This window comes from Vibrio sp. S/42/10, from assembly GCF_029890535.1.
In the GTDB taxonomy this organism is placed as follows: domain Bacteria; phylum Pseudomonadota; class Gammaproteobacteria; order Enterobacterales; family Vibrionaceae; genus Vibrio; species Vibrio cyclitrophicus.
The window spans coordinates 181009-204125 of the sequence record NZ_JAKMZC010000007.1 but is presented as its reverse complement, the minus strand read 5'-3'; the positions used below and the strand labels follow the sequence as shown (position 1 = coordinate 204125).

Annotated in this window: 20 protein-coding genes and 2 tRNA genes; 12 read left to right on the top strand and 10 right to left on the bottom strand. The window is 42.3% G+C overall.

Annotated features, from left to right (window positions below; genetic code table 11):
* Positions 1–43 precede the first annotated feature (43 nt).
* The 4 genes from L8S15_RS10490 (at position 44) to L8S15_RS10475 (ending at position 2240) form a co-directional block, all read left to right on the top strand.
* Positions 44–120 (top strand) — tRNA-Asp (locus L8S15_RS10490).
* A gap of 35 nt (positions 121–155) precedes the next feature.
* A tRNA-Trp gene (locus L8S15_RS10485) sits at positions 156–232 on the top strand.
* A gap of 585 nt (positions 233–817) precedes the next feature.
* Positions 818–1657: a penicillin-insensitive murein endopeptidase gene (gene mepA / locus L8S15_RS10480; protein WP_046209362.1), complete on the top strand. Its 840-nt coding sequence runs from the start codon at positions 818–820 to the stop codon at positions 1655–1657.
* A 274-nt stretch (positions 1658–1931) separates the two neighbouring features.
* Positions 1932–2240 (top strand): hypothetical protein, encoded by a 309-nt coding sequence (locus L8S15_RS10475; protein WP_010440431.1) that lies wholly within the window; start codon positions 1932–1934, stop codon positions 2238–2240.
* A gap of 40 nt (positions 2241–2280) precedes the next feature.
* Here the strand turns inward: L8S15_RS10475 and L8S15_RS10470 are convergent, their stop codons facing one another.
* The 3 genes from L8S15_RS10470 to rdgC all read right to left on the bottom strand — a co-directional run bounded on the left by L8S15_RS10470 (position 2281) and on the right by rdgC (position 5107).
* Entirely contained in the window at positions 2281–2535 is a 255-nt protein-coding gene (locus L8S15_RS10470; protein ID WP_004735061.1) for a YfhL family 4Fe-4S dicluster ferredoxin, read from the bottom strand.
* Between the two features lie 33 nt (positions 2536–2568).
* Positions 2569–3987 (bottom strand): tRNA 5-hydroxyuridine modification protein YegQ, encoded by a 1419-nt coding sequence (yegQ, locus tag L8S15_RS10465; RefSeq protein ID WP_010440433.1) that lies wholly within the window; start codon positions 3985–3987, stop codon positions 2569–2571.
* 205 nt (positions 3988–4192) lie between these two features.
* Positions 4193–5107 (bottom strand): recombination-associated protein RdgC, encoded by a 915-nt coding sequence (gene rdgC / locus L8S15_RS10460; protein ID WP_010440435.1) that lies wholly within the window; start codon positions 5105–5107, stop codon positions 4193–4195.
* A 194-nt stretch (positions 5108–5301) separates the two neighbouring features.
* Between rdgC and phoB the strand changes: the two genes are divergently transcribed.
* From phoB to L8S15_RS10445, 3 genes are read left to right on the top strand one after another with little or no spacing between them, the layout of a single operon-like run.
* Complete coding sequence (gene phoB, locus L8S15_RS10455; RefSeq protein ID WP_004735064.1) at positions 5302–5991, top strand: phosphate regulon transcriptional regulator PhoB; 690 nt, start codon at positions 5302–5304, stop codon at positions 5989–5991.
* Between the two features lie 33 nt (positions 5992–6024).
* A complete protein-coding gene (gene phoR, locus L8S15_RS10450; RefSeq protein WP_010440437.1) occupies positions 6025–7323 on the top strand; it encodes a phosphate regulon sensor histidine kinase PhoR in 1299 nt (432 codons plus the stop codon).
* A gap of 17 nt (positions 7324–7340) precedes the next feature.
* Positions 7341–8297 carry a phosphate ABC transporter substrate-binding protein gene (locus L8S15_RS10445; RefSeq protein WP_010440438.1) on the top strand — a complete coding sequence of 319 codons (957 nt, stop codon included), beginning with the start codon at positions 7341–7343 and terminating at the stop codon, positions 8295–8297.
* 74 nt (positions 8298–8371) lie between these two features.
* On the opposite strand, the gene L8S15_RS10440 is transcribed toward L8S15_RS10445, so the two are convergent.
* Positions 8372–9883, bottom strand: a complete 1512-nt coding sequence (locus tag L8S15_RS10440) for an exopolyphosphatase (RefSeq protein WP_016788428.1) — start codon at positions 9881–9883, stop codon at positions 8372–8374.
* On the bottom strand, positions 9874–11979 hold the full coding sequence (gene ppk1 / locus L8S15_RS10435) for a polyphosphate kinase 1 (RefSeq protein WP_010440444.1): 2106 nt from the start codon (positions 11977–11979) through the stop codon (positions 9874–9876). The genes L8S15_RS10440 and ppk1 overlap by 10 nt, the downstream gene beginning before the upstream one ends.
* Before the next feature lie 200 nt (positions 11980–12179).
* On the opposite strand from ppk1, the gene L8S15_RS10430 reads away from it, so the two are divergent.
* From L8S15_RS10430 to phoU, 4 genes are all read left to right on the top strand, one after another.
* Positions 12180–14396, top strand: a complete 2217-nt coding sequence (locus L8S15_RS10430) for an ABC transporter permease subunit (RefSeq protein WP_016800981.1) — start codon at positions 12180–12182, stop codon at positions 14394–14396.
* Between the two features lie 123 nt (positions 14397–14519).
* Positions 14520–16229: a phosphate ABC transporter permease PstA gene (gene pstA / locus L8S15_RS10425; RefSeq protein WP_010440449.1), complete on the top strand. Its 1710-nt coding sequence runs from the start codon at positions 14520–14522 to the stop codon at positions 16227–16229.
* Positions 16230–17048, top strand: a complete 819-nt coding sequence (gene pstB / locus L8S15_RS10420; RefSeq protein WP_010440452.1) for a phosphate ABC transporter ATP-binding protein PstB — start codon at positions 16230–16232, stop codon at positions 17046–17048.
* Positions 17049–17123: 75 nt separating this feature from the next.
* Positions 17124–17822: a phosphate signaling complex protein PhoU gene (gene phoU / locus L8S15_RS10415; RefSeq protein WP_016789121.1), complete on the top strand. Its 699-nt coding sequence runs from the start codon at positions 17124–17126 to the stop codon at positions 17820–17822.
* Positions 17823–17831: 9 nt separating this feature from the next.
* On the opposite strand, the gene L8S15_RS10410 is transcribed toward phoU, so the two are convergent.
* The 5 genes from L8S15_RS10410 to L8S15_RS10390 form a co-directional block, all read right to left on the bottom strand.
* Positions 17832–18323 (bottom strand): hypothetical protein, encoded by a 492-nt coding sequence (locus L8S15_RS10410; RefSeq protein ID WP_102420282.1) that lies wholly within the window; start codon positions 18321–18323, stop codon positions 17832–17834.
* Between the two features lie 222 nt (positions 18324–18545).
* Positions 18546–19103, bottom strand: coding sequence for a porin family protein (locus L8S15_RS10405; protein ID WP_010440457.1), 558 nt, complete (start codon positions 19101–19103; stop codon positions 18546–18548).
* 126 nt (positions 19104–19229) lie between these two features.
* On the bottom strand, positions 19230–20159 hold the full coding sequence (locus L8S15_RS10400) for a LysR family transcriptional regulator (RefSeq protein ID WP_016767126.1): 930 nt from the start codon (positions 20157–20159) through the stop codon (positions 19230–19232).
* Positions 20160–20258: 99 nt separating this feature from the next.
* The gene (locus L8S15_RS10395; protein ID WP_016789119.1) at positions 20259–21002 is read right to left on the bottom strand and encodes a copper homeostasis protein CutC; all 744 of its coding nucleotides are present in this window, start codon (positions 21000–21002) and stop codon (positions 20259–20261) included.
* A 305-nt stretch (positions 21003–21307) separates the two neighbouring features.
* Positions 21308–21916 carry a peroxiredoxin C gene (locus L8S15_RS10390; RefSeq protein ID WP_010440476.1) on the bottom strand — a complete coding sequence of 203 codons (609 nt, stop codon included), beginning with the start codon at positions 21914–21916 and terminating at the stop codon, positions 21308–21310.
* A 209-nt stretch (positions 21917–22125) separates the two neighbouring features.
* Between L8S15_RS10390 and L8S15_RS10385 the strand changes: the two genes are divergently transcribed.
* Entirely contained in the window at positions 22126–23031 is a 906-nt protein-coding gene (locus L8S15_RS10385; protein ID WP_010440478.1) for a hydrogen peroxide-inducible genes activator, read from the top strand.
* Positions 23032–23117 lie beyond the last annotated feature (86 nt).

The window sequence follows — 23117 nt, the reverse complement described above, 5'->3', positions numbered from 1 at the left end:
CAACCTGGAGATATGGACGCTCACTTAGTGAGTTGACCACTGCGGAGTGGTAGTTCAGTTGGTTAGAATACCGGCCTGTCACGCCGGGGGTCGCGGGTTCGAGTCCCGTCCACTCCGCCACTTATTCAGAGTTTCAGCTCTTTAAAACTGAAAATAGGGGTGTAGCTCCAATTGGCAGAGCAGCGGATTCCAAATCCGCGTGTTGGGAGTTCGAATCTCTCCACCCCTGCCATATTTAAGGCTCTAGCAGAAATGCTAGAGCCTTTTTGCTTTCTGAATCTAATATACGCAATTAGTAAAGCAGCGGATTCCCCGACTTACCAAAACAGCGCGTGTTGGGAGTTCGAATCTCCGGGGTGCCGGCTCAGTCCACCCCTGCCATATTTAAGGCTCTAGACTGCGCGTCCCGGCAGAAATGCTAGAGCCTTTTTGCTTTCTGAATCTAATATAATACACCATTAGCAGAGCAGCGGATTCCCCGACTTGCTAAAACAGCGCGTGTTGGGAGTTCGAATCTCCGGGGTGCCGGCTCAGTCCACCTCTGCCATATTTAAGGCTCTAGACTGCGCGTCCCGGCAGAAATGCTAGGGCCTTTTTGCTTTCTGGAGCTTGATAAATTATAGAAAGTAACCTGGTCTAAATAGCTCATTACGCTTCAAAATTCATCTATACCGAGATTTTTCTGTTTTCTCTTTTCCTACTTTATAGCTTTAACCCGTCTCATTCACTGGCTAGCACCAAAAATTTAAATACGATATGCACCTAATCCTAAATGACGACTAATATAATGAGTAAGCGTCAATAATTTAGGGTTATTATGAGGTTTTTTTTCGCACTGTTTGTATTCTTTTGTTCCTTTTCTTTATCAGCAACTTCGTGGGAGAAAGAGAGTCACCCTACTAATAACTCACCCTCATCAATTGGAAGTTATGCTAATGGCTGTCTAGATGGTGCGAAGGCTTTACCTATTAATGGTTTGGGATATCAGATCATTCGTCCTCAAAGAGGGCGCTATTATGGCCATATAGAAGCTATAAGGTTTATTGAAAGGTTAGGTGGAACGACCAGCGAGAAACTCAATACTAATTTATTGGTCGGTGATATTTCACTTCCTAGAGGAGGGCGCTTTTCTTCGGGTCATTCAAGTCACCAAACTGGATTAGATATTGATATCTGGTTAAGGTTGACGAATAAAAGGCTATCTGAGAATGAACTTGCTGTCCCCAAGCCAATGAGTGTCGTGGATCTCACCAACTACAAGTTGCGTGAGTCGAATTGGACTGATGAGCATTTTCAGGTGATTCGCTATGCAGCTAGAGATGAAAAAGTAGTGCGTATATTTGTCCATCCAGTTATTAAACAAATCCTGTGTAACCAAGAGTCCTCAGATATGAAAGACAGAGCTTGGTTGGGGAAAATTAGGCCTTGGTGGGGGCACCATTCACATTTTCATGTACGCTTAAAGTGCCCCGAAGGTAGTTCGAACTGTATCGCGCAAGCAAACCCTCCAAAAGGTGATGGCTGTGGAGATGAACTTGCAAGTTGGGCTCCGAAAAATATTCCAGTCTCCCCCCCGAAAAAAGTCGCTAAGACTACTAAAAAGAAAAAAATAAAAGTGATGCCTAGTCAGTGTTTAGCTTTGATATCCAAGAAGTAATTTTAGTTACTAGGCTCAACTAGAGTGGTAATGCCATTGGTTTTCTCATTTCTAAAACTGGAGAAATGTCACACTTTTGTCTAGAGTTTATAAACACAAGATTAAGAACATCGTTTGATATTAATAAGAACAATAATGAGAATAGTACGAGTAGTTACGAATTTGATAACGTTTGGTCAGGAATGGAGTGTTTTTGGGGTGAAAGATGCGGCTTATGTGCAGTATGCGAAATCAGAGTCTGATGCCCGTCGATAGATAATTCAAGGATAAGACTATGACTATGATTTGTGCAAAGGAATTTTCAGAATGGTTAAGACATAGATTCAGTACAGAAAATTCAGGTATTTCTATTTCAAGAGATGACATTAATCACCTGACTGGTAGACAACGCTTAGACCCGAGTTTTGTTAATGATGTCCATTATGAGTTGATGCAGTATGGAATGGCATTTGTGACAGATACCAGTAGGGAAAATTTCTATCTTATTCCTATCGCGCAATCGATAAATTGGCGAGAGAGACTTGAATATCAATTTGAAAAGGAGCTCTTTTGCAATATTTATCCAATCGGAAAATCAGGTTAAAAAAAAGGTTCAGCTTATAATAAGTTGAACCTTTTCTTTATTAGGTCAAGCCTTGAATAATGACAAACTTTTCTAGCAGCTCGTCATCAGTTTCAATATGGTTTGGGTCAGTGATGATGCATTTTGTAATGGGGCACACTGACTGACATGTTGGCTTCTCATAGTGACCTTTACACTCAGTACATAAATCAGGATCGATCTCAAAGATACTGTCGCCCATAGTGATTGCACCATTTGGGCATTCAGGATCACACATATCACAGTTTATGCACTTGTCGGTAATTAACAGAGCCATATATTATTCTCAGCAAAGTTTCTCAAGTAAAGGTTATTTACCTGATGCGTTACGTGTATCTTGACCTGCGCTTAAGTTACGCATCAGTAAGCCGTACTCTAAATCCAAATCTGCTGGTACAGGGATAAATACAAAGTGACCGTTACCTTTTGCATCGTCTACTGCTTCAGATTTACGGTTTTCCATAACTTCTAGTTTGAAAACAATGTTACCTTTCGGTGTCATCATTTCTAGGCTGTCACCAACTAGGAATTTGTTTTTCACTTCTACTTCAGCTAGGTCGCCACGGCGTTTACCTGTGAATTCACCAACAAACTGTTGAGTATCAGAGATAGAGTAACCGTATTCGTAGTTTTGGTATGAATCGTGAGTGTGACGACGAAGGAAGCCTTCAGTGTAACCACGGTGAGCTAGGCTCTCTAGTGTACCCATTAAGCTTTCGTCGAATGGTTTGCCTGCTACAGCATCGTCGATAGCTTTACGGTAAACCTGGGCTGTACGTGCACAGTAGTAGAAAGACTTAGTACGGCCTTCGATTTTTAGAGAGTGAACTCCCATCTTAGTTAGGCGCTCAACGTGTTGGATTGCGCGAAGGTCTTTCGAGTTCATGATGTAAGTACCATGCTCATCTTCAAACGCCGCCATTTTCTCTTCAGGTTTGTGTGATTCAGAAAGTAAAACGACTTCATCAGTTGGCTTACCAAGGCCTAGTGTGTTGTCAGGGCGCTCGTCTTGAACTTCAATACCTTGAGTTTCGACTTCTTGAATAGCAACGCCTGTAGGGTTAGCTTCAACGATCTGACCGTTTTCGTCTTCTTTTGCTGCTTCTGTCTTGTATTCCCAACGACAAGCGTTAGTACAAGTACCTTGGTTTGGATCGCGTTTGTTCATGTAGCCAGAAAGTAGGCAACGACCAGAGTAAGCCATGCATAGTGCACCGTGAACAAAGATCTCTAGTTCTGTTTCTGGACAGTGTTCGCGAATCTCTTCGATCTCTTCAAGTGAAAGCTCACGAGATAGGATCACACGCTCAACGCCTTGAGTTGACCAGAACTTAACGGTCGCCCAGTTTACGGCATTTGCTTGAACTGAAAGGTGGATCGGCATTTCAGGGAATGATTCACGTACCATCATGATAAGACCTGGATCTGACATGATAAGAGCGTCTGGGCCCATCTCAACAACTGGCTTAAGGTCGCGAATGAATGTTTTTAATTTAGAGTTGTGTGGCTGAATGTTACATACAACATATAACTTTTTGCCTTGAGCATGAGCTTCATCGATACCGATTTGTAGGTTTTCGTGATTGAACTCGTTGTTACGAACACGAAGGCTGTAACGTGGCTGGCCAGCGTAAACTGCATCTGCGCCGTAGGCGAATGCGTAACGCATGTTTTTAAGGCTTCCTGCCGGTGATAATAGTTCAGGTACAAATGGTTTTTGTGTAGTCATTGCTTCGTTCTCTAATCTGATCTCAAGTCAGGTTGATACCACCAAGTGATATCAAAGGGGCGCAAATTTTACGCTAAAATGAGTTTGGTTGATAGCCCTAAAGATAACAATGGTATTGCGAAGAGTGTTGTTAGGTGTTGATAAGCGGGGTGGAGAAGAAAACAAGCTCAGATATCGTCGACACCTGAGCTCTAAATCGAAACAATTAAGCGTTAGGTTGAGTTAACCCGCCTAATGATTCAAATAGGTTTGGAAGGAAAACACTGAACTCACCACAAAGTAGAGAGAAGTCTGCATCAAAACGTGCAGCTTGATCTTCACGAGGAATATCGTCGTTCTCATCTTTTAGTTCATCACTGAATTTCAGGCGCTTGATGCTGCCATCTTCAGCAAGGATGAACTCAATGCGATCTTGCCAGTTGATAAGAAGCTTAGTCACAACTTTGTTGGCTTCAATGTGGTTTTTAATCTCATCCGTTTCTAGTTCTTGTTTCTTAACTCTGACAATACCGCCGTCTTCTTGGATTGATTTTAGTTCAGCTTCATCAAGCATGGTGATTCCTTTAGGCGTATCACCTGATTTCACCCACTCTGTCAGAGTCGTTTCAATCGCTTGCTCTGGAATAGCTGGCACTACTGGTAGGCTACCCATAGTTTTACGTAGTAATGCCAATACGTCTTCAGCTTTTTTGTAGCTGCTAGCATCAACCACAATAAAGCCTTCTTTCGGCATGATCAGCGCGTAAGTGAAGTTACTGCGGCTGAAAGCTCGAGGAAGAAGGTCGATGATGATGTCTTCTTTTAGGCTATCTTTCTCTTTCTTTTTCAGAGGAGTACCAGACTCCGCTTCAAGTGTTTCTACTTTTGCATTTAATGAATCTTTGATCACAGAAGCAGGAAGCATTTTTTCTTCTTTCTTTGCACAGATTAGAATGCGGTTTTCTGATACGTGCGTCATCATATCGCCGTGTCTACCCATCGCATTTACCCAGCCAAACTTCTGTTTGTCTTGGCTACCACAAGGGGTAAAACGGAACTCTTCAAGTTGTTTCTCTAGCTGATCTGCATTGAAATCAATATCACGGTTGAAGCGATAGACTAGGCAATTTTTAAACCACATAAATTTTTCTCATACCTTTTTAGAAGTGCCTCATGATATGAGATCTAAGTTGATTTGTCCCTAGCTCTGTATCAAAAGTTATAAAGTGAATTGTTTGAGACAGTTATATGAAAATTTGTTTTCAAAGGTCACAAAAGTGTCATAATTAACTCAGATAATGCAATGCGTTGATTAAATACAAAGGCTATTCAATTATGTCGAGAAGGATTCTGGTCGTTGAAGATGAAGCACCTATTCGTGAGATGTTGTGTTTTGTCCTTGAACAAAAAGGCTACCAAGCAGTAGAGGCTGAAGATTACGATACAGCGGTAAACAAGCTATGTGAACCTTTCCCAGATCTAGTATTACTAGATTGGATGCTACCTGGCGGTAGTGGGATAAACTTTATCAAGCACATGAAGCGTGAAGAGTTAACTCGCAACATCCCAGTAGTGATGCTGACGGCTCGTGGTGAAGAAGAAGACAAGGTTCGTGGATTAGAAGTCGGCGCTGATGATTACATCACTAAGCCATTTTCGCCAAAAGAGTTAGTGGCGCGTCTTAAAGCCGTTATTCGTCGTGTAACGCCAACTGCACTGGAAGATGTGATTGATGTTCAAGGTCTTAAGTTAGACCCTGTATCTCACCGCGTTACCGCAAGCGAAGGTCCGGTTGATATGGGACCTACAGAGTTCAAAATGCTGCACTTCTTTATGACTCACCAAGAGCGTGTGTATAGCCGAGAGCAACTATTGAATAATGTTTGGGGCACCAACGTTTACGTTGAAGATCGTACTGTTGATGTACATATTCGACGCCTGCGTAAAGCACTTGAATCCGCAGGTCACGACAAGCTAATCCAAACGGTTCGCGGCGCGGGCTACCGTTTTTCTACAAAGGCTTAGTGTGGCTTCGCTACCCAGTTTACGGAGTCCTGAATGGTTGAAAAGTTAACCTGGAAAAAGCTGGCTTGGGAGCTGGCTTTTTTTTACGCACCTTGGATTTTAGTCGGATGGATATTCGGTTACTTACCATGGTTACTGCTGGCTGCTACGGTATTGCAGCTCGGCTGGCATCTACACAATCAAATGCGTTTGTCCGCATGGTTGTGGGATGAGAAGCGTCTAACGCCACCATCAGGTTCTGGAAATTGGGAGTCTCTGTTCAATGGTATATATCGTATGCAGCAGAGGCAGCGTCGCAAACGCAAAGAGTTGACTAACCTAATTCGCCGTTTCAGAAACGGTGCGGAATCTCTGCCCGATGCCGTTGTGGTATTTCGCGGTGAAGGCAATATCGTTTGGTGTAATAAGCTCGCTCAGTATTTACTGGGCTTTCGCTGGCCAGACGATTCAGGGCAACCTATTTCCAACTTAATCCGCACGCCGGACTTCATCAAGTACCTTAATAAACAAGATTTCTCAGAGCCGTTAGAAATGCCATCGCCACTCAATGTGGAACGTATGCTTGAGCTGCGTATCGTGCCTTACACTGAAGGTGAGCACTTGATGGTAGTACGTGATGTTACTCAGCTAAAACAGCTGGAAGGCATGCGTCGTAACTTCTTTGCTAACGTTTCCCACGAACTGCGTACTCCAATGACTGTACTTCAGGGCTATCTTGAAATGACGGAAGATCCAGACATGATCGTTGGACCTATGTGGCCTAAAGCCCATGGCGTGATGACTGAACAACTGAATCGCATGAACAGTCTAGTGAACCAGCTCTTAACACTGTCAAAAATTGAAGCTGCTCCGATGCATGAGTTGGATGAAGTCGTCAATGTACCGGCTATGTTGGAAGTGCTTGAAAAAGAAGCCGCAAGTCTAAGTGGCGATCGGGAGCACAAGCTAGAATTTGATATTGATAAGAGTTTACGAGTTCTAGCTGATGAAGATCAGCTAAGAAGTGCTATATCGAATCTTGTGTACAACGCAGTCAAATACACACCGCCAGGCGCTACGGTTAAGGTTCGTTGGTATCAAACTAGCCAAGGCGCATGTTTGGACGTATCAGACACCGGAGACGGAATCGAGCCACAGCACCTGCATCGACTCACAGAGCGTTTTTATCGTGTTGATAAAGCCCGCTCACGCGATACGGGTGGTAGTGGGCTTGGGTTAGCGATTGTAAAGCATGCACTTAGTCATCATGACTCGCATTTAGAAATTCAAAGTGAAGTTGGTGTTGGTAGCCGATTCCATTTCACGCTTCCAAATAGACTAACCGTGTCATGAACAATTTGATACGCAGGATGCGTTTACCCATTAGTACATTATTAGCGTTTGCTGTGGTTAATCCTAGCTATGCTGAACAGAGCGTTGAGTCGCTTCCTAATTATTCTAAGGTACCAGGTATTTCTGGGAGCTTATTATCGGTAGGCTCGGATACTTTGGCTGGTATGACAACGTTATGGGTTGAAGAATTTAAATCTTACTATCCGAATGTTAACGCTCAGGTCCAAGCTTCAGGTTCTGCAACGGCACCTCCTGCTCTAACGGAAGGCACGGCTCACCTTGGTCCTATGAGTCGACCAATGCGTCTAAGAGAAGTAGAAGCATTCGAAAGAGAGCATGGCTATAAGCCAACAGCGCTTCGAGTTGCTATCGATGCTATTGGTTTGTTTGTACACCGTGATAATCCAATTGAAGGGCTAAATTTTCACCAGATAGACGCCATTTTTTCTGAGACATTACGCTGTGGTGCGACGAAACCTCTGAACAATTGGCAAGATCTAGGCGTAGACCAACCTTGGGCAAAACATCGATTCCAACTGTTTGGGCGTAATTCCGTTTCGGGAACCTACGGCTATTTCAAGCAAAACGCATTGTGCGGTGGTGACTTTAAGAATCGAGTCAATGAACAACCAGGTTCTGCTTCAGTGGTTCAATCTGTCGCATCATCCGTCAGTGGGATAGGTTATTCAGGCATTGGTTATCGAGTCGCTGGCGTTAAATTAATTCCGATTGCAGAGCAAGGTTCGCAATTTGTTGAGCCTACTCGTGTCAATATTTTAAGCGGTGACTATCCATTGTCTCGCTTTTTATATGTATACGTGAACAAGCATCCCGATAAGCCGCTTTCTCCTGTTGAGAGAGAGTTTCTTACTTTTATATTCTCAAAGCAGGGGCAAGAGCTTGTAGAAAAAGATGGTTACTTAGCGATACCGTCTGAGTTTGCAGAGAAAGAGTTGGCAAAAGTCGGGCTCTGATTAAGGCGACTGGACGTAGAAAAAACGTATGAACAGCTTGCGAAGTCGCAGGCTGTTTTTGTGTTGAAGCTCTATCATTTTAGTATCAATGACCATCCTGCACACCCCCAGCGTTTTTGTTCTTCTCTGAGTTCATAATTAAGCAGTTGATTTTCAGCTAACCAGTTGCTGCAGGTGCCTTTTAATTCCCAATCTCCATGTAGTTCAATCGTTAGGGTGACGTCAGGGACTAGTGCTTGACTTCGCTGTCGATTGAGTAAAATTGCGAGTCTTAATATGCGGATTAGCAGCGTTATTTGTTGTGGATCAAACAGGGAAAGTTCCGGTAAATCTTGTGGCTTGAGTGCTTTTCTTTGGTAACGAACCAATGTTGAGATCAGGCGTTGCTGCTCGGTATTGAAACCGGGCATTGTCGTATGTTTGAGTAGATAAGCTGAATGGCGGTGATAGCCTTGAAATGCAATGCTTTGTCCAACCTCATGAAGCAATGCTGTCCAACCAACCAGATCATATAGCTCATTAGTGACTGTAGTAGTCACTTGAGGCTGCACTTGTTTCAATAATGCAAGAGCGAGTACTTTGACTTTCTGGCCATGGGCTACGTCAACATGGTATCGAGAGACTAGCGTTTCGGCAGTTCTTGTTCGAACATCAATATCTTTAAATCTATCCTCCATGTCATAAAGAACACCTTCTCTCAGGGCACCATCAGAAAAATGTAACTCCTTGATGTCTAGCGTATCCATGGCTGCTGAAAGAATGGTGACACCAGCTGCAAACACTGACTTTCTCTCATCATTTAGACCTGATAGGTCTAATTTCTCAGATGATGGAAATTCACATAAGTGGTTTTTTAAATAGGACAAACGTTGCGGCGTAATGAGGCCGTCGTTAAACCCTAATTCAGTGAGTACCTCTTTGATTGATTTAGTAGTACCCGATGAACCAAAGGCGATATCCCAAGTTAAAAAGTGGAAGTCATCAACCAAAGGAGTTAATAGTTGAATAGCTGCAGAATAGGCTTCGGAGAACTGTTGCGATGAGAGCTTACCATCAGCAAAAAAACGCTGAGTGAAACTGACACACCCCATTGATAAGCTATGCGTAATCTTGGGTGTAAAGCCTTGCCCCGCAACTATTTCGGTACTTCCTCCTCCGATATCAATCACGAGCTTAGTGTTGGAGGTTACTTGTGTATGCTCGACACCATTATAGATAATCCGAGCTTCTTCTGGGCCTGAAATTATTTCTATAGGAAAGGGGAATATGGTCTTCGCTCGTTCCAAAAATTCTTTTGAGTTCTTCGCTTTTCTTAGCGTGTGTGTGCCAACCACTCTGACATCATCAATTTTAAAGTCAGTGAGCCTTTCGGCAAAGAGTGTCAGGCATGCCAAGCCTCTTTCGATAGAACTTTCGGTTATACATTGATGCTCATTGAATCCGTCGGCTAATTTGACTTTTTGCTTATGTCGACTAACCAATTGTAGGTGTTGTTCAAAAACTTGAGCGACCACCATATGGAAGCTGTTCGAACCTAAATCGATAGCTGCGATACATCTGGGGCGTTTACTTTCGATTAACTGCATGATTTGTTCTCTTGCTTGTATTTCTTACGAGCCAGTTTCTCAATATGTTTAATATAGTGGTAAGTCGCAAGCTGTGACGTTGAATCATCTAAGCGGTTAGATTGTGGTGGTAAGTAATGGTTGCTCATTGTTCGGTCAAGTCTTCGGGCTTTGTTGCAGTCGTCAAAATGAAACTCAGTGATGTCGATAATAGTTTGCTTGATCTTTGGATCTAAAATTGGCGTCGCCACTTCGATTCTACGGTCAAAATTTCTCGTCATCCAATCAGCAGAAGATATATAGACTTTGGGATTATCATTATTACCAAAGATCATTACTCTTGGGTGTTCAAGAAAACGGTCTATCACGCTAATGATCTCTATATTGTCACTGACGTTGGGGAGCCCTGGAACCAAAGAACACATACCACGAATGATCATTCTCACTTTTACGTTTGCCTGACTGGCTTGATACAGTTTTTCGATGATCTCACGGTCGACTAAGTTGTTTAATTTCAGAGTGATCGATGCTGGTTTGTCATTTGCCGCATTCTGAATTTCATTGTCGATCAACTGATAAAGACGCTTTCTGGTATTTTTGGGTGAAACAATAAGCTGCTTAAATTGTACTTTTTGATAAGGGTTTTCAATGTATCTGAATACTTGCCGAACCTCTTGCGTTAACTCCTCATTTGCAGTCAGTAAAGAGAAGTCAGTATAGACGCGAGCCGTCACTTCGTGAAAATTGCCCGTTCCAATATGAGCATAATGTTCCAGCGCTTTGCCGTTTTTTCTTTTAATGAGCAGTAGCTTGGAGTGAATTTTTAAACTTGGTAGGCCATGGAGTACTTTGACACCAGCGTCTTGAAGAGTCTTCGCCCATTGAATATTGGCTTGTTCATCAAAGCGGGCTTGCAGCTCAACCACGACCGTCACTTTCTTACCATTATGTGCAGCATCAATAATGGAGTTAAGCAGCTTTGAGCCTTTAGCTACACGATAGACATTGATCTTTATAGCTTTTACCTTCGGGTCAAATGAGGCTTGTCTAACCAGTTCCGTGATGTGGTCAAAGGTGTGATAGGGATAATGTAATAAGATATCGCGTGCTTTGATAGCTTCAAAATAGTTAGGGTAATGGTTGAATTGAGCGCATTTAATTGCTGAGAGGGGGCGATTAATTAAGTCGTGTCGATTGAGGCTTGGGAACTCAGAAAAGTGTTTGAAGTTATGATATCGCCCACCTGCAATGACGCTGTCATAATCTGATAGCTTGAGCTTTAGTCGCAAATAACTCAGCATCTTTGATGGCATTTCAGATTCATAAATGAGGCGAATTGGCAGTGCTGTGAGACGCTGTTCTAAGCCTAATGACATTGCCTCTAGTAGGCCGTTGCTTTTCTGAAAATCGTAGTCTTTTTGCAGATCGTAATCGGCATCGCGAGTCATTTTAATGGCAAAGCAGCTCAACGAATCATAATCAAAGAACCCTTTTAGCAGGTCGTCTAAACAGAATCGAACTATATTATCTAATAAGATCAAAGTTGTACGTTGTGAATCTGAAGTCTCTGGAAGTTTGACAAAACGAGGGAGTTGTTCAGATGGGATCTCTAGTAAGGCATATTGAGAAGATCTATTACGGTTGATGTCGATGGCTAAATAGCTCTGATCATCTTTTAGGGTGTTGAGCAACAAGCTATCTTCGTTTAGCAATAAAGGGGTTAAGTGCGGGAGTATTTTCTTTCTAAAATATTTTCTAACCCATTCACTTTGTTCTGTGCTGATTTGCTGTTCGTTGACCAAAAAAATACGGTTACGTGCTAATTCCAATAATAAATCATTATAAAGTTCATGGAAGTGAACCTCTAGATCTCTGGTTTTGTTCTGCATTTGGGTCAGCAAGGTTTTGGGAACATTTGTTGACGGTGGATCTTTTAACAAGATCTTACGTTTTACATCAGCAAATCGGACTTTGTAGAACTCATCGAGATTTTTGGAGTAAATGCCCAAAAAACGGACCCTTTCGATCAATGGAACCGATTTATCTGCCGCTTCTTGCAGTACTCTTTCATTGAAAGATAACCAGCTAAGTTCTTTTGTGACATAGTCTTTTTCCATCGTTATGATTAGTCCTAGAATGCAGGTTATTGAGGCGGTATTTTAATTTAGAACAATAAGATTCACAAAATGCACGATCTTATTTTAAGAAATAAGGTGAACAAACTTGTTATTAGTATCAGTTGTTTAACGTTACTTGTAATATAACTGTCATCTAAGGTACATATTATGTCAGTAGCTAAAAAAAGGTAGATAAACAGATGGCTTCAGCCCAATTTTCATTGAAAGAACGCGACAAAAAAAGATGGTTGAAAGATCGTCTCGTCCGTTTTTCCGTGACATGTGGCGGCGTCAGTGTTTTAGCTGCTTTGGTTTTGATCTTTGTTTACTTGGCGATGGTTATTTTACCCGTATTTTCTGATACCGGTTTAGAGACGGCTCAAGTCGTTAAAACCGTTGGTGTAGAAGAGCCTATCGCTTTATCTGTTGATGAATATGGCCAACATGCATTTACCATCGAAAAATCTGGTTTGGTACAATTTTGGGATTTAGACTCTCAAAAAAAACACTCTTACTTTGAGCGTAGTGTTGTAACCAATCCAATCGCTTTTTCTCGAAATACCCCTTCTGAAAATTGGTTTGCCTTTGCGGATGGCGCAAGCAACATGACTTTTTTCTACCCAGAGTATAGTGCGCCTGTGCTGCAAAAGGGCACAGAGACAGAGCCAAAAATAGAACAGATCACGCTCCCTGAGCCTTTTTTACACGATGAACCTGCAAATGGTGCTGTGATCGAACAATTCGCGTTTTCTAAAAGTGGACGTGATATCACCGTTATTACTCAGTTAACAGATCAGCGAGTCCTTGTTAAGTGGTACCAGAGTGATCTTGCAGGTGCATATACTTTTAAAAAAAGCCAATGGCTATCGGACAAGCTAGGTTTACAGCAACAGCTGCTCATTACCCCTGATGGGCAAACTCTATACCTAAGATCTCAATCTGATCTCGTGATATTAAAGCGATCGGACGTTGGTTTTGATGTTCGCGAAGTCATTGATCTTAGTTTGAATGACGCGAAGCACGCCGTTAAAAGCATCGATTTATTATCGGGTGCTTACTCCCTGTTAGTAACGCATCAGGACGGACAAGTTTCCCAATGGTTTGATGTGCTGAAAGATGAACAGCGTAGTCTGACTCACATCCGCGATTTCCAACTGGCTGAAGAAGTGCAATTTATTTTGCCGGATACTTACCGAAAGGGTTTCTACAGCTTCTATAAGAATGGCACATTACAAAGCCATTATACGACCAGCGAGAAGCTCTCTCTATTTGAACGAGCATTTGATAAATCACCTACATTAGCAGCCATGTCTGCTAATGAATTACATCTGGCAACGCTAATTGACAACAAAATAAGCGTGGCTAAGGTCGACAATGAATACCCACAAATTTCGTTTTCATCGCTGTGGCAAAAAGTTTGGTATGAAAGCTATCCAGAGCCTCAATATGTTTGGCAATCAACGTCTGCCAATGATGATTTTGAAGAGAAGTTCAGTTTAGTCCCTATCACTTTCGGTACCATCAAGGCGGCTCTGTTTGCCATGATGTTTGCAGTACCGGTTGCTGTACTCGGAGCTATTTATACCGCTTACTTTATGTCTCCACGGATGAGAAGAGTAGTGAAGCCTTCGATTGAACTGATGGAAGCTTTACCGACAGTTATCATTGGCTTTTTAGCTGGCTTATGGTTTGCCCCAATCGTTGAAACCCATTTAACGGCTGTATTTTCATTAATGGTGTTGCTGCCATTAAGTACGCTATTGACTGGGCTAGCTTGGTTCTGTTTACCTAAGGTGGTGACGAGTCGCTTCTCTAATGGCTGGCATGCGCTGATTTTGATACCCGTTTTGATTGTCACTGTGGTTGCGGTATTTGCTGGTGGCAGCAGCATTGAAGCTTTGTTGTTTGATGGTGATATTCGAACTTTCCTGGCTAGTTATGGCGTCGATTTTGATCAACGTAACGCGTTGGTCGTTGGTTTTGCTATGGGCTTTGCGGTCATTCCTACGATTTTCACCATTGCAGAAGATGCTATTTTCTCAGTACCTAAGCACCTGTCAGATGGATCATTAGCTTTAGGCGCAACAGCGTGGCAGACCCTGATTTACGTCGTATTACTCACGGCCAGCCCCGGTATTTTTTCAGCAATTATGATGGGGCTAGGGCGTGCTGTCGGTGAAACGATGATCGTTTTGATGGCAACAGGTAATACACCGATCCTCGATTGGAATATTTTGGAAGGGATGAGGACGTTATCGGCAACGATCGCTGTCGAATTGCCAGAATCTGAAGTGGGCGGGTCTCATTTCCGCTTGTTGTTCTTAGCTGCACTCCTGCTGTTTATTTTTACGTTCGCGGTGAACTCAGTTGCTGAGTGGGTAAGACAAAGATTGAGAGATAAATATCGTGCTCTGTAGTTTTGATGTTTTGTCTCATTGCGTGCTTGAATCTCGTTGTTTCACTAAGGACACTGAGCGTTGTGCTATTCATGAAAACGATGACAGTTTTGTTTATGTGGACAACGTTCGAGGTTGGTGGTGATGGATAAGCTAAAATCATTAATATCTTGGATTAAATCTGGCTCTCCATGGATCTGGTTAACCGGCGGTGCAGTGAGTATTAGTATGCTTTCTGTTCTTGGTTTAATGTTATTGATTGGCTGGAAAGGGTTAACTTATTTTTGGCCGGCCCCGCTGTACCAATGGCAAGTTGAGTCTAAAGATCTATCTTTGGTTGTCGACCTTGATGAAACGGTGTCAAAGCAAGATGTGCTAATTGGTCAGTTGTATGAACGAAAATACATTCCGATAGAACAGGTACCACAAGCTCATGATCTTTTATCGCCACAAAACATTTCTACTGGGTTAATACAGCGCTTAAATATCAAAGTCGCAAACAGAGAACTTTACCCTGCTGATTTTGTATCAATACTGGATGTGAATTTACTAGAGCCAACCACCCCCTCTGAATGGGCTGTGATTGAACGCAGTCGTGGTGGGTATTTCTTTGGTAAACCCGTTGGCTTTAAAACGGCTTCTGGAACCTTTTACTCGAACATTGACCAAAAGCTTGAAGACGGTTTGGCGTTTGCCGATACATTGCGTGAAGAAACGTCACGTGTTGTAAATCAAGAGATACGTAACGTTAGTTGGCAATTAGAAAATTTACGTTTAGAAAAGCGTAAGCTAGAGCTAAATGAGTCAGTGAGTGATGACTATCTTAAAACATATACAGAAACCAAACTTGAATTAAACCGTCAATTAGATGAAGCCGAATTAAAGCTGGAGCATCTCAGAACGCAATTGAATGTGGAAAGTTTGCTGGTGGAAGATATGACAGGCGAAAAGGTAGAAATACCGCTCAGTCATATACTGGATTACTGGTATCCCAATAAAATGTCTTATCCTGAAAAGGTCGGGCATTGGGGTAAGCAAGTTTGGAAATTCTTATCTGAAAATCCGCGAGACTCCAATTCTGAAGGCGGGGTTTTTCCCGCTATTTTTGGTACTGTGTTGCTTGTAATACTGATGTCGATCGTAGTGATGCCTTTAGGCGTTGTTGCGGCTATTTACCTACATGAGTACGCAAAAAGTAACGCATTGACTCGTTTAATTCGTATTGCCGTGATCAATTTGGCGGGTGTTCCATCGATCGTATATGGTGTTTTTGGTTTAGGCTTTTTTGTTTATACCATTGGCGGATCAATCGATAGCTTATTTTATGCAGAGCGTTTACCTGCTCCAACATTTGGGACTCCTGGACTGCTTTGGTCTGCACTGACTTTAGCGGTATTGACGCTTCCGGTTGTTATTGTGACAACAGAAGAAGGTTTGACGCGAATTCCTAGCTCTGTAAGACATGGCTCTTTAGCGCTTGGTGCAACTCAATTTGAGACGCTATGGCGTATTGTGTTACCGATGGCAAGCCCTGCGATTATTACGGGGTTAATATTAGCGATTGCTAGAGCTGCGGGAGAAGTTGCCCCATTGATGTTAGTAGGGGTTGTTAAACTCGCATCAAGTTTGCCTGTTGATAGTCAGTTCCCTTACATACACTTAGATAGAAAGTTCATGCATTTAGGCTTTCATATCTACGATGTTGGTTTTCAGACTTCGAATATCGAAGCGGCACGACCTTTAGTGTATGCGACTTCATTTTTACTGGTTACGGTGATCGTTGGTTTGAATTTAACAGCCATCAATATCCGTAATAACTTGCGTGAAAAATATCGAACCTTAGGACAAGATTAAATGTTCTCAATTAATGAAACCTTGGGTTACCAAGCTCCACTAGATGTTCATAACCTAACTGACGAGCAAACCGCTATCTCAATTGAAGGGTTGAATCTTTATTATAAAGAAAGCCAAGCGCTCGATGATATCTCAATGCAGATTCCTAAAGGACAAGTGACCGCATTTATCGGCCCATCTGGGTGTGGTAAGTCGACCCTATTACGCTGTATTAATCGTATGAACGATTTGGTTGAGGGGTGTAAGGTTTCAGGGAAAGTAAAACTTCATGGTAAGAATGTCTATCACCCTAAGGTTGATGTGGCTACATTGAGACGTCGTGTTGGAATGGTTTTTCAACGCCCAAACCCTTTCCCTAAGTCTATTTATGAGAATGTGGTTTACGGTTTGAGACTACAAGGCATGAGTAACAGTCGAGATCTCGATGATGCTGTTGAACGTTCTTTGCGCGCAGCTGCGCTATGGGACGAAGTGAAAGACCGATTGCATGAGAATGCCTTTGGTTTATCTGGCGGTCAACAGCAGCGTTTGGTCATTGCCCGTGCAGTGGCGATTGAACCAGAAGTTCTGTTGTTAGATGAACCGACATCAGCATTGGATCCTATCTCTACGTTGACCATTGAAGAGTTGATTAACGATCTGAAAACCCAGTATACCGTAGTGATTGTTACTCATAACATGCAGCAGGCTGCTCGTGTTAGTGATCACACTGCCTTTATCCATATGGGAAAATTGATCGAGTACTCAGATACGGATTCAATCTTTACGTCTCCATTGAAAAATCAAACAGAAGACTACATAACAGGTAGGTATGGCTAACGTTTAATCGGAGCCACTCAGAGCTAAGCCACTCTTATATCAATGGCTTGTTTCATTTCTTTTCAAGGAGCTGATATGCATTTCGGTCGTCATATTTCAGGGCAATTCAACGTAGAACTAGAGTCTATCCGTACTCATGTACTTACCATGGGCGGGTTGGTGGAGCAGCAACTTTCGTTTGCGATGCAAGCGCTTCATAAAGATGACGCGGAACTGGCCAAAAAAGTAATTCGTGACGACCATAAAGTGAATGCGATGGAAGTTTCGATCGATGAAGCATGTACTCGTATTATCGCCAAACGTCAGCCTACAGCGAAAGATCTACGTTTGATTATGGCGATCATCAAAACAATTACTGATCTCGAAAGAATTGGTGATGTTGCTTCTAAGATCGCTCAAGGCGCGATAGAGATCCCTTCTACGAAAGAGCAAAAGTTTCACGTCTCGTTAGAGCCATTGTGTCGTCAGGCAATTACTATGTTGCATCAAGTATTAGATGCTTTTGCTCGTATGGATGTCGATGCGGCGGCAGAAGTACATAAACTTGACGATAAGCTGGATGCGGAATATGAAGCTGTGATTCGTCAGTTGATGACGTACATGATGGAGGATCCTAAGAACATCCCCAATATTCTACAAGTGATGTGGTCAGCCCGTGCGATTGAGCGAGTGGGAGATCGTTGTCAAAATATCTGTGAATACATTATTTATTTTGTGAAGGGTAAAGATGTACGCCACCTTGGTGAGCAAAGCTTAGATGACGCACTGAAGTAGGTATTAACTTTAGAATCGAATAATTGAACCAAGGTTAAGGTTGATTGTTGTGTCGTAAGGCACGAAGGTCTTATTGTGATCAAAAATATTCATATCAACACCAGCACGTAGCCCAAGCATTGGTGTCGCTTGGTACACGTAGGCACCGCCTAAGCTTAAACCATGTGCAGTCTTCTCTTCAACTTCGCCTGAGCGCGTTTTTGTACCGTCATAACTCGCTACACCAATCTCCGCCTGAAAGCCGTGGTTTTGGTTTCTTCCAAACATGTTCTGGATACCAACGCGATAAGCATCAACCGTTTCATCATATCGATCGCTGTCATACCATAGGTGAGAATAGCTCAGGTAAATGGCGCCTAGATTTGCAACGTCAGTAATACCTGCTTGCATTCCAAAACCATGATAAGAACCAATCTTTAGTTCTGGGGATAAATGAAGACCATTTGAAAATGCAGAGGTTGAGAATAAAGCAGAAGCTAAAAGAAGTGTTTTAAATTTCATGGTACCACCGAAGTAATTGTTTGCTCTCCTTAGCATTATGTCGCTCCATGTGTAAAACCAGTGAAGCAATTGAATAACACTCATATTGTAATATTTTAGAAAGAGTAGGCTAATTCGTATTGGTTATATCGGTGATAATGCCTACTTATTGGTACGCATGATTACTTTGCTCACAACCCAAACTGATTGTGAACAAAGTGTTTAATTGATGGAAAGCTATTCTTAGAACTTGTATCCGACAGTGAAAGATAACTGATCGATGTCATAGTCATCCATCATGATGAAGTTGAAGCGTAGGTCGGTATAAAGACCGAAATCAAAATTTGCTCTAACTCCGGTGCCTAGCAATAGAGAAGTATTGTTGTCTTTGATACTTGCACTACCGTCAGGCGTATTTAACGTGATCTTTTCCTCTACACGAGCAAAACCAATAGCACCGTATGGCTTTACATCAAAGCCATTGAGGAAGAATGCATAGCCGATGTCTGTGTCTATTTTGAAGGTTGAAACTTTAGTCTCATATCCATAGCCTTCAAAATTTTCATCTTCTTTACTCGTATCTGATGAGATATTCACACCAAAGATTCGGTTAATGTCATAACCATATTCGAGCTTTAACCCATTACCTAAATCGCTTCGAGAGAAATTTGAATCTAGATGATCGACTTCACTAGAAACAATACCGAAACCAATACGATGTCCAGAATAGTCTTTCTGAGCATAAGCTGATGAAGCAGAAGTGATTGCGATAACGGTTAGTGCTGTAGTTAGTAATTTCATATAAATAACGCTCTTAATGTTTAATTATTGCATCCTTATATTTGATTGACTCCCTGTCGATGGAGTGAATATTAAACAGTGTTATATTTTTAAGCTAAATAGGTTCTCGTATATCTGTAATAAGCATTACTTATTAATTTGTTGTAGTAGCGCATCTTTGATTACATCGAAAAGCCAGGATATGAGAGGGTTATTGCGGTTTTTAGTGTGTATGTGGCTGTAAACGCTGATATTTTTGTGTTTAGTGTCAAGATCTACATCTATAGCTCGCAGCGTTGGGTAGTTATCTATGGGGAATAGGTTGGAATGTGGCATGTACATATCTGAGTTCGCCACGACATCGATGATAGCCATCAAAATCTCGGAACGAAAGCCAATACTGTGTGGAATTGAACGTGACTCTAATATGTTGGCTGCATGGCTAAAATTGTCGTTCCAGCCAGGAGATATCATTGATGCTATTTCATAACCTGCTAACTCTTCGGGACTGACTGAAGCTTGCTTTATCGGATGATCCTTTCTTACAAATAATCGGCCGGTAATTTCCACCAGTTTTTTTACATAAATCTCTTTTGATGTAAAAGGAAGCTCGTAAGCAACGCCTAATAGAACCTCTCCTTTCTGTATATCTTCACAAGATGAGGTAGACCAACTTACAAGCTCGAGTTTTGAATTTGGTGCTTGTCTCATAAGCTCTTTATATAAGGTACCGGATAAACAAGCTAGTACTACAGGTGATAACGCTATCTTTAAGGGGTAGTCAATTTCACTTGGATTAAATCGATTGGATGCATTCACAGCGGTCATTAGGCCATCAAAGTGTGGTGTTATTTCATTGATGAGTTGCTCACTGAATGAGGTAGGTTGCAGGCCACCATGAACCTTTACGAAGAGGTCATCATTGAAGTGATATCTTAGCTTCTGTAGGGCTTGGCTGACTGCTGGCTGTGAAACAAAGAGTCGCTCCGCAGCCTTTCTGGTGTTTTTTTCTTGATAAACAATGAGGAATGTTCGTAACAGGTTTAAATCAAGAGTACTGAATAAGTCTTTAGCCATATCTATCCATGAAAATTTTCGGCACTATTAAATCTAATATACGTCAGTTAGTTAGATTAGTCGCGAGGTTCTCTTAGATTTGTGTTAGTGATTATTGCCCTAAACAATGAGGGCTTCTCTTACATCGGATATCTTATTAGCGTCGGTCACTGGGATCTGATAATCATCAATATCATCACTGCCCATTTGAGCACTTGAGTTGTTTTCCATTAGGCTTGGTCTTGTTGATTTTCCTGAAAGGTGAAGAGCTGGCACTTGGGTATTGCTTTGAATAATCTTAGCATTTGTTGCGTTGACGCCAGCCCCAGCCATGATATCGATTCTGCTATCGGCTTGTTTGACCATTGCTGCCAATACATCGATGCCTTGCTCTGCATTAACAGCAAGCCCTGACGTTAGGATTCTTTCGCATCCAAGTGTAATGATTTGTTCTAATGCTACTTGGTAGTCAGAACTTTGATCAATGGCTCTGTGGAACGTAATTCCAAGCTTTAATGAGTGCGCTTTGTCAGCCAGTTGCTGCATTTTTGGCATATCAATACTTCCATTAGGCTCTAACACGCCAAGTACGACCCCATTTACCCCGGCACTTGCACAAGCTTCAATATCTTCAAGCATACAGAGCATGTCGTCATCATCGAAAATGAAGTCGCCTTGTCTTGGCCGTATCATGGCATATACTGGAACTGACGAAACTTTTGCTGCTTGCTTCATCATTCCGAAGCTTGGAGTTAACCCGCCAAGTGACAAGGAAGAGCAAAGCTCAATTCGATTCGCACCGCCAGATAGTGCGTTATGTAGAGATTCTAAGTTATCGATACAGACTTCAATTTCGGTGTTCATCAGATTTATTCGTTCAAAAAGTTATTGATGAAATAATAGCAATCTAGATGTGATTCTGAATAGATGTTTGAAGAGGGAAATAGGGGTAAAGTTTTGCTTTGCAGTTACCCCTATTCATTGTGAGAAAGGGAATGGATTAAAGCGTGTAAAAACAAAAAGCCCGAAGCGTTAACTTCGGGCTTTTAATAGGACTTTACTTCTTAACTGATTGGCGGTGCGCTTTGCGCTATTAGCTTATGCTTTATTTCTCTTTATAGAGAGTCTTCCAACCATTAACCCGCGTTGAGTTCGGGCTTAAGAGGTAATTACTTGCTTAGGTCGCCAGCGTGCTCAGATAGGAATGCTGCAACACCTTTTGGAGATGCGTCCATACCTGATTTACCTTCTTCCCATTGTGCAGGACAAACTTCACCGTTCTTCTCGTGGAAGTTTAGTGCGTCTACCATACGTAGCATTTCGTCGATGTTACGACCTAGTGGAAGATCGTTCACTACTTGATGACGTACAAGACCGTCTGCGTCGATTAGGAAAGAACCACGGAAAGCAACGCCTGCTTCTGGGTGCTCAACATCGTATGCTTTGCAGATTTCGTGCTTAACGTCAGCAACTAGAGGGTATTTAACTTGACCGATACCGCCATCAGCGATAGCAGTGTTACGCCATGCGTTGTGAGAGAATTGTGAATCGATAGAAACACCGATTACTTCAACGCCTTTAGCTTGGAAATCTTCAAGACGGTTGTCGAAAGCGATTAGCTCTGAAGGACAAACGAAAGTGAAGTCTAGTGGGTAGAAGAAAACTACCGCTTTCTTACCTTTAGTGAATTCTGCGAAGTTGAAGTTATCAACGATCTCGCCGTTACCTAGAACAGCTGCTGCAGTAAAGTCAGGGGCTTGACGACCTACTAGTACCATTTGGAATCTCCTAAAAAATTAGTTGGCCCAACACATCTTTGTTTGGGCTCCGTTTCTACGGGACAAACTATAGTACAATCGGTACTATAGAAAAAAGCGAATTAAATAGATTAAGTTAATCGAAAAAAGCGATAAGCTTATTCTTTGCTCAGTCCTTAGGTCTGCTGACCTTTGTCCAACTTATCCTACTCATATTACAAAGTAATTTCATGAATAAATGGCCAAGTCTTAAGCAACTTTATTATCTCGTTACTCTTCACGAAACACGCCACTTCAGCGATGCTGCTGATCGCTGTTTCGTCAGTCAATCCACGCTAAGTAAAGGTATTCAAAACCTCGAAGAGCTGATTGGTTGCCCTTTGTATGAGAAAAAAGATAAAAAGAGTCCATTAGTATTTACACAAGCGGGTGAGCTGGTGGTTAAGCATGGTCGAGAGCTACTGGCGAAAGGGCAAGACCTTGTCGAGCTCGGAAACTTATGCAATGGGGATGCAATGCAAGGGCAGCTACGAGTAGGGTGTATTCCTACCATCGCGCCGTTCTTGTTGTGCGATTTAGTACAAGAAGTTAACCAACGCTTTCCACAGTTAAATTTGCTGTTACGTGAAGACACAACAACTAACTTATTAGCAGCGCTGCGTCATGGTGAGTTGGATGTTTTGATTTTAGCTTTGCCTGTCGATATCGACAACATGGAGAGCCAAGTTGTCGGGCAAGACCCGTTCAGAATGGTGATCAGTCGTAATCAAGCTGATGGCATTCGTGTTCCGATTAAATACGATGACTTGCCAGATGAGTCTGTATTTTTGCTGGAGAACGAGCACTGCTTAACCGAGCACGCGGTATCAGCGTGCAAGTTAACGGATAAAGAGAAGATAAACCCATTTACCGCCACAAGCCTACACACACTGGTGCAAATGGTGGCCAATGGTTTAGGAACCACCTTTATTCCACAAATGGCGATCGATCATGGCTTGCTGGAAAATCAAAACCTAGTGGTTATTGATCCTCCTGGTCAGCAAGCGTACCGAGATATTGGTCTTGTGTGGCGACCGAGCTCATCGCGCCGTGAAACATTCCATCAGTTAGCGGATGTGGTGTCTGAGTTGTTATAAAAAACCTAGAACATCAAAACAAAAAGAGCGGCCATTTTAGCCGCTCTTTCTATTTATTTTAGAAGAAAAACGCCACAAACTGTGGC

Excerpts from the sequence above, each read along its gene's own strand:
- mepA (WP_046209362.1), top strand. The coding sequence starts at position 818 with ATGAGGTTTTTTTTCGCACTGTTTGTATTCTTTTGTTCCTTTTCTTTA.
- L8S15_RS10475 (WP_010440431.1), top strand. The coding sequence starts at position 1,932 with ATGACTATGATTTGTGCAAAGGAATTTTCAGAATGGTTAAGACATAGA.
- L8S15_RS10470 (WP_004735061.1), bottom strand. The coding sequence starts at position 2,535 with ATGGCTCTGTTAATTACCGACAAGTGCATAAACTGTGATATGTGTGAT.
- yegQ (WP_010440433.1), bottom strand. The coding sequence starts at position 3,987 with ATGACTACACAAAAACCATTTGTACCTGAACTATTATCACCGGCAGGA.
- rdgC (WP_010440435.1), bottom strand. The coding sequence starts at position 5,107 with ATGTGGTTTAAAAATTGCCTAGTCTATCGCTTCAACCGTGATATTGAT.
- phoB (WP_004735064.1), top strand. The coding sequence starts at position 5,302 with ATGTCGAGAAGGATTCTGGTCGTTGAAGATGAAGCACCTATTCGTGAG.
- phoR (WP_010440437.1), top strand. The coding sequence starts at position 6,025 with ATGGTTGAAAAGTTAACCTGGAAAAAGCTGGCTTGGGAGCTGGCTTTT.
- L8S15_RS10445 (WP_010440438.1), top strand. The coding sequence starts at position 7,341 with ATGCGTTTACCCATTAGTACATTATTAGCGTTTGCTGTGGTTAATCCT.
- L8S15_RS10440 (WP_016788428.1), bottom strand. The coding sequence starts at position 9,883 with ATGCAGTTAATCGAAAGTAAACGCCCCAGATGTATCGCAGCTATCGAT.
- ppk1 (WP_010440444.1), bottom strand. The coding sequence starts at position 11,979 with ATGGAAAAAGACTATGTCACAAAAGAACTTAGCTGGTTATCTTTCAAT.
- L8S15_RS10430 (WP_016800981.1), top strand. The coding sequence starts at position 12,180 with ATGGCTTCAGCCCAATTTTCATTGAAAGAACGCGACAAAAAAAGATGG.
- pstA (WP_010440449.1), top strand. The coding sequence starts at position 14,520 with ATGGATAAGCTAAAATCATTAATATCTTGGATTAAATCTGGCTCTCCA.
- pstB (WP_010440452.1), top strand. The coding sequence starts at position 16,230 with ATGTTCTCAATTAATGAAACCTTGGGTTACCAAGCTCCACTAGATGTT.
- phoU (WP_016789121.1), top strand. The coding sequence starts at position 17,124 with ATGCATTTCGGTCGTCATATTTCAGGGCAATTCAACGTAGAACTAGAG.
- L8S15_RS10410 (WP_102420282.1), bottom strand. The coding sequence starts at position 18,323 with ATGAAATTTAAAACACTTCTTTTAGCTTCTGCTTTATTCTCAACCTCT.
- L8S15_RS10405 (WP_010440457.1), bottom strand. The coding sequence starts at position 19,103 with ATGAAATTACTAACTACAGCACTAACCGTTATCGCAATCACTTCTGCT.
- L8S15_RS10400 (WP_016767126.1), bottom strand. The coding sequence starts at position 20,159 with ATGGCTAAAGACTTATTCAGTACTCTTGATTTAAACCTGTTACGAACA.
- L8S15_RS10395 (WP_016789119.1), bottom strand. The coding sequence starts at position 21,002 with ATGAACACCGAAATTGAAGTCTGTATCGATAACTTAGAATCTCTACAT.
- L8S15_RS10390 (WP_010440476.1), bottom strand. The coding sequence starts at position 21,916 with ATGGTACTAGTAGGTCGTCAAGCCCCTGACTTTACTGCAGCAGCTGTT.
- L8S15_RS10385 (WP_010440478.1), top strand. The coding sequence starts at position 22,126 with ATGAATAAATGGCCAAGTCTTAAGCAACTTTATTATCTCGTTACTCTT.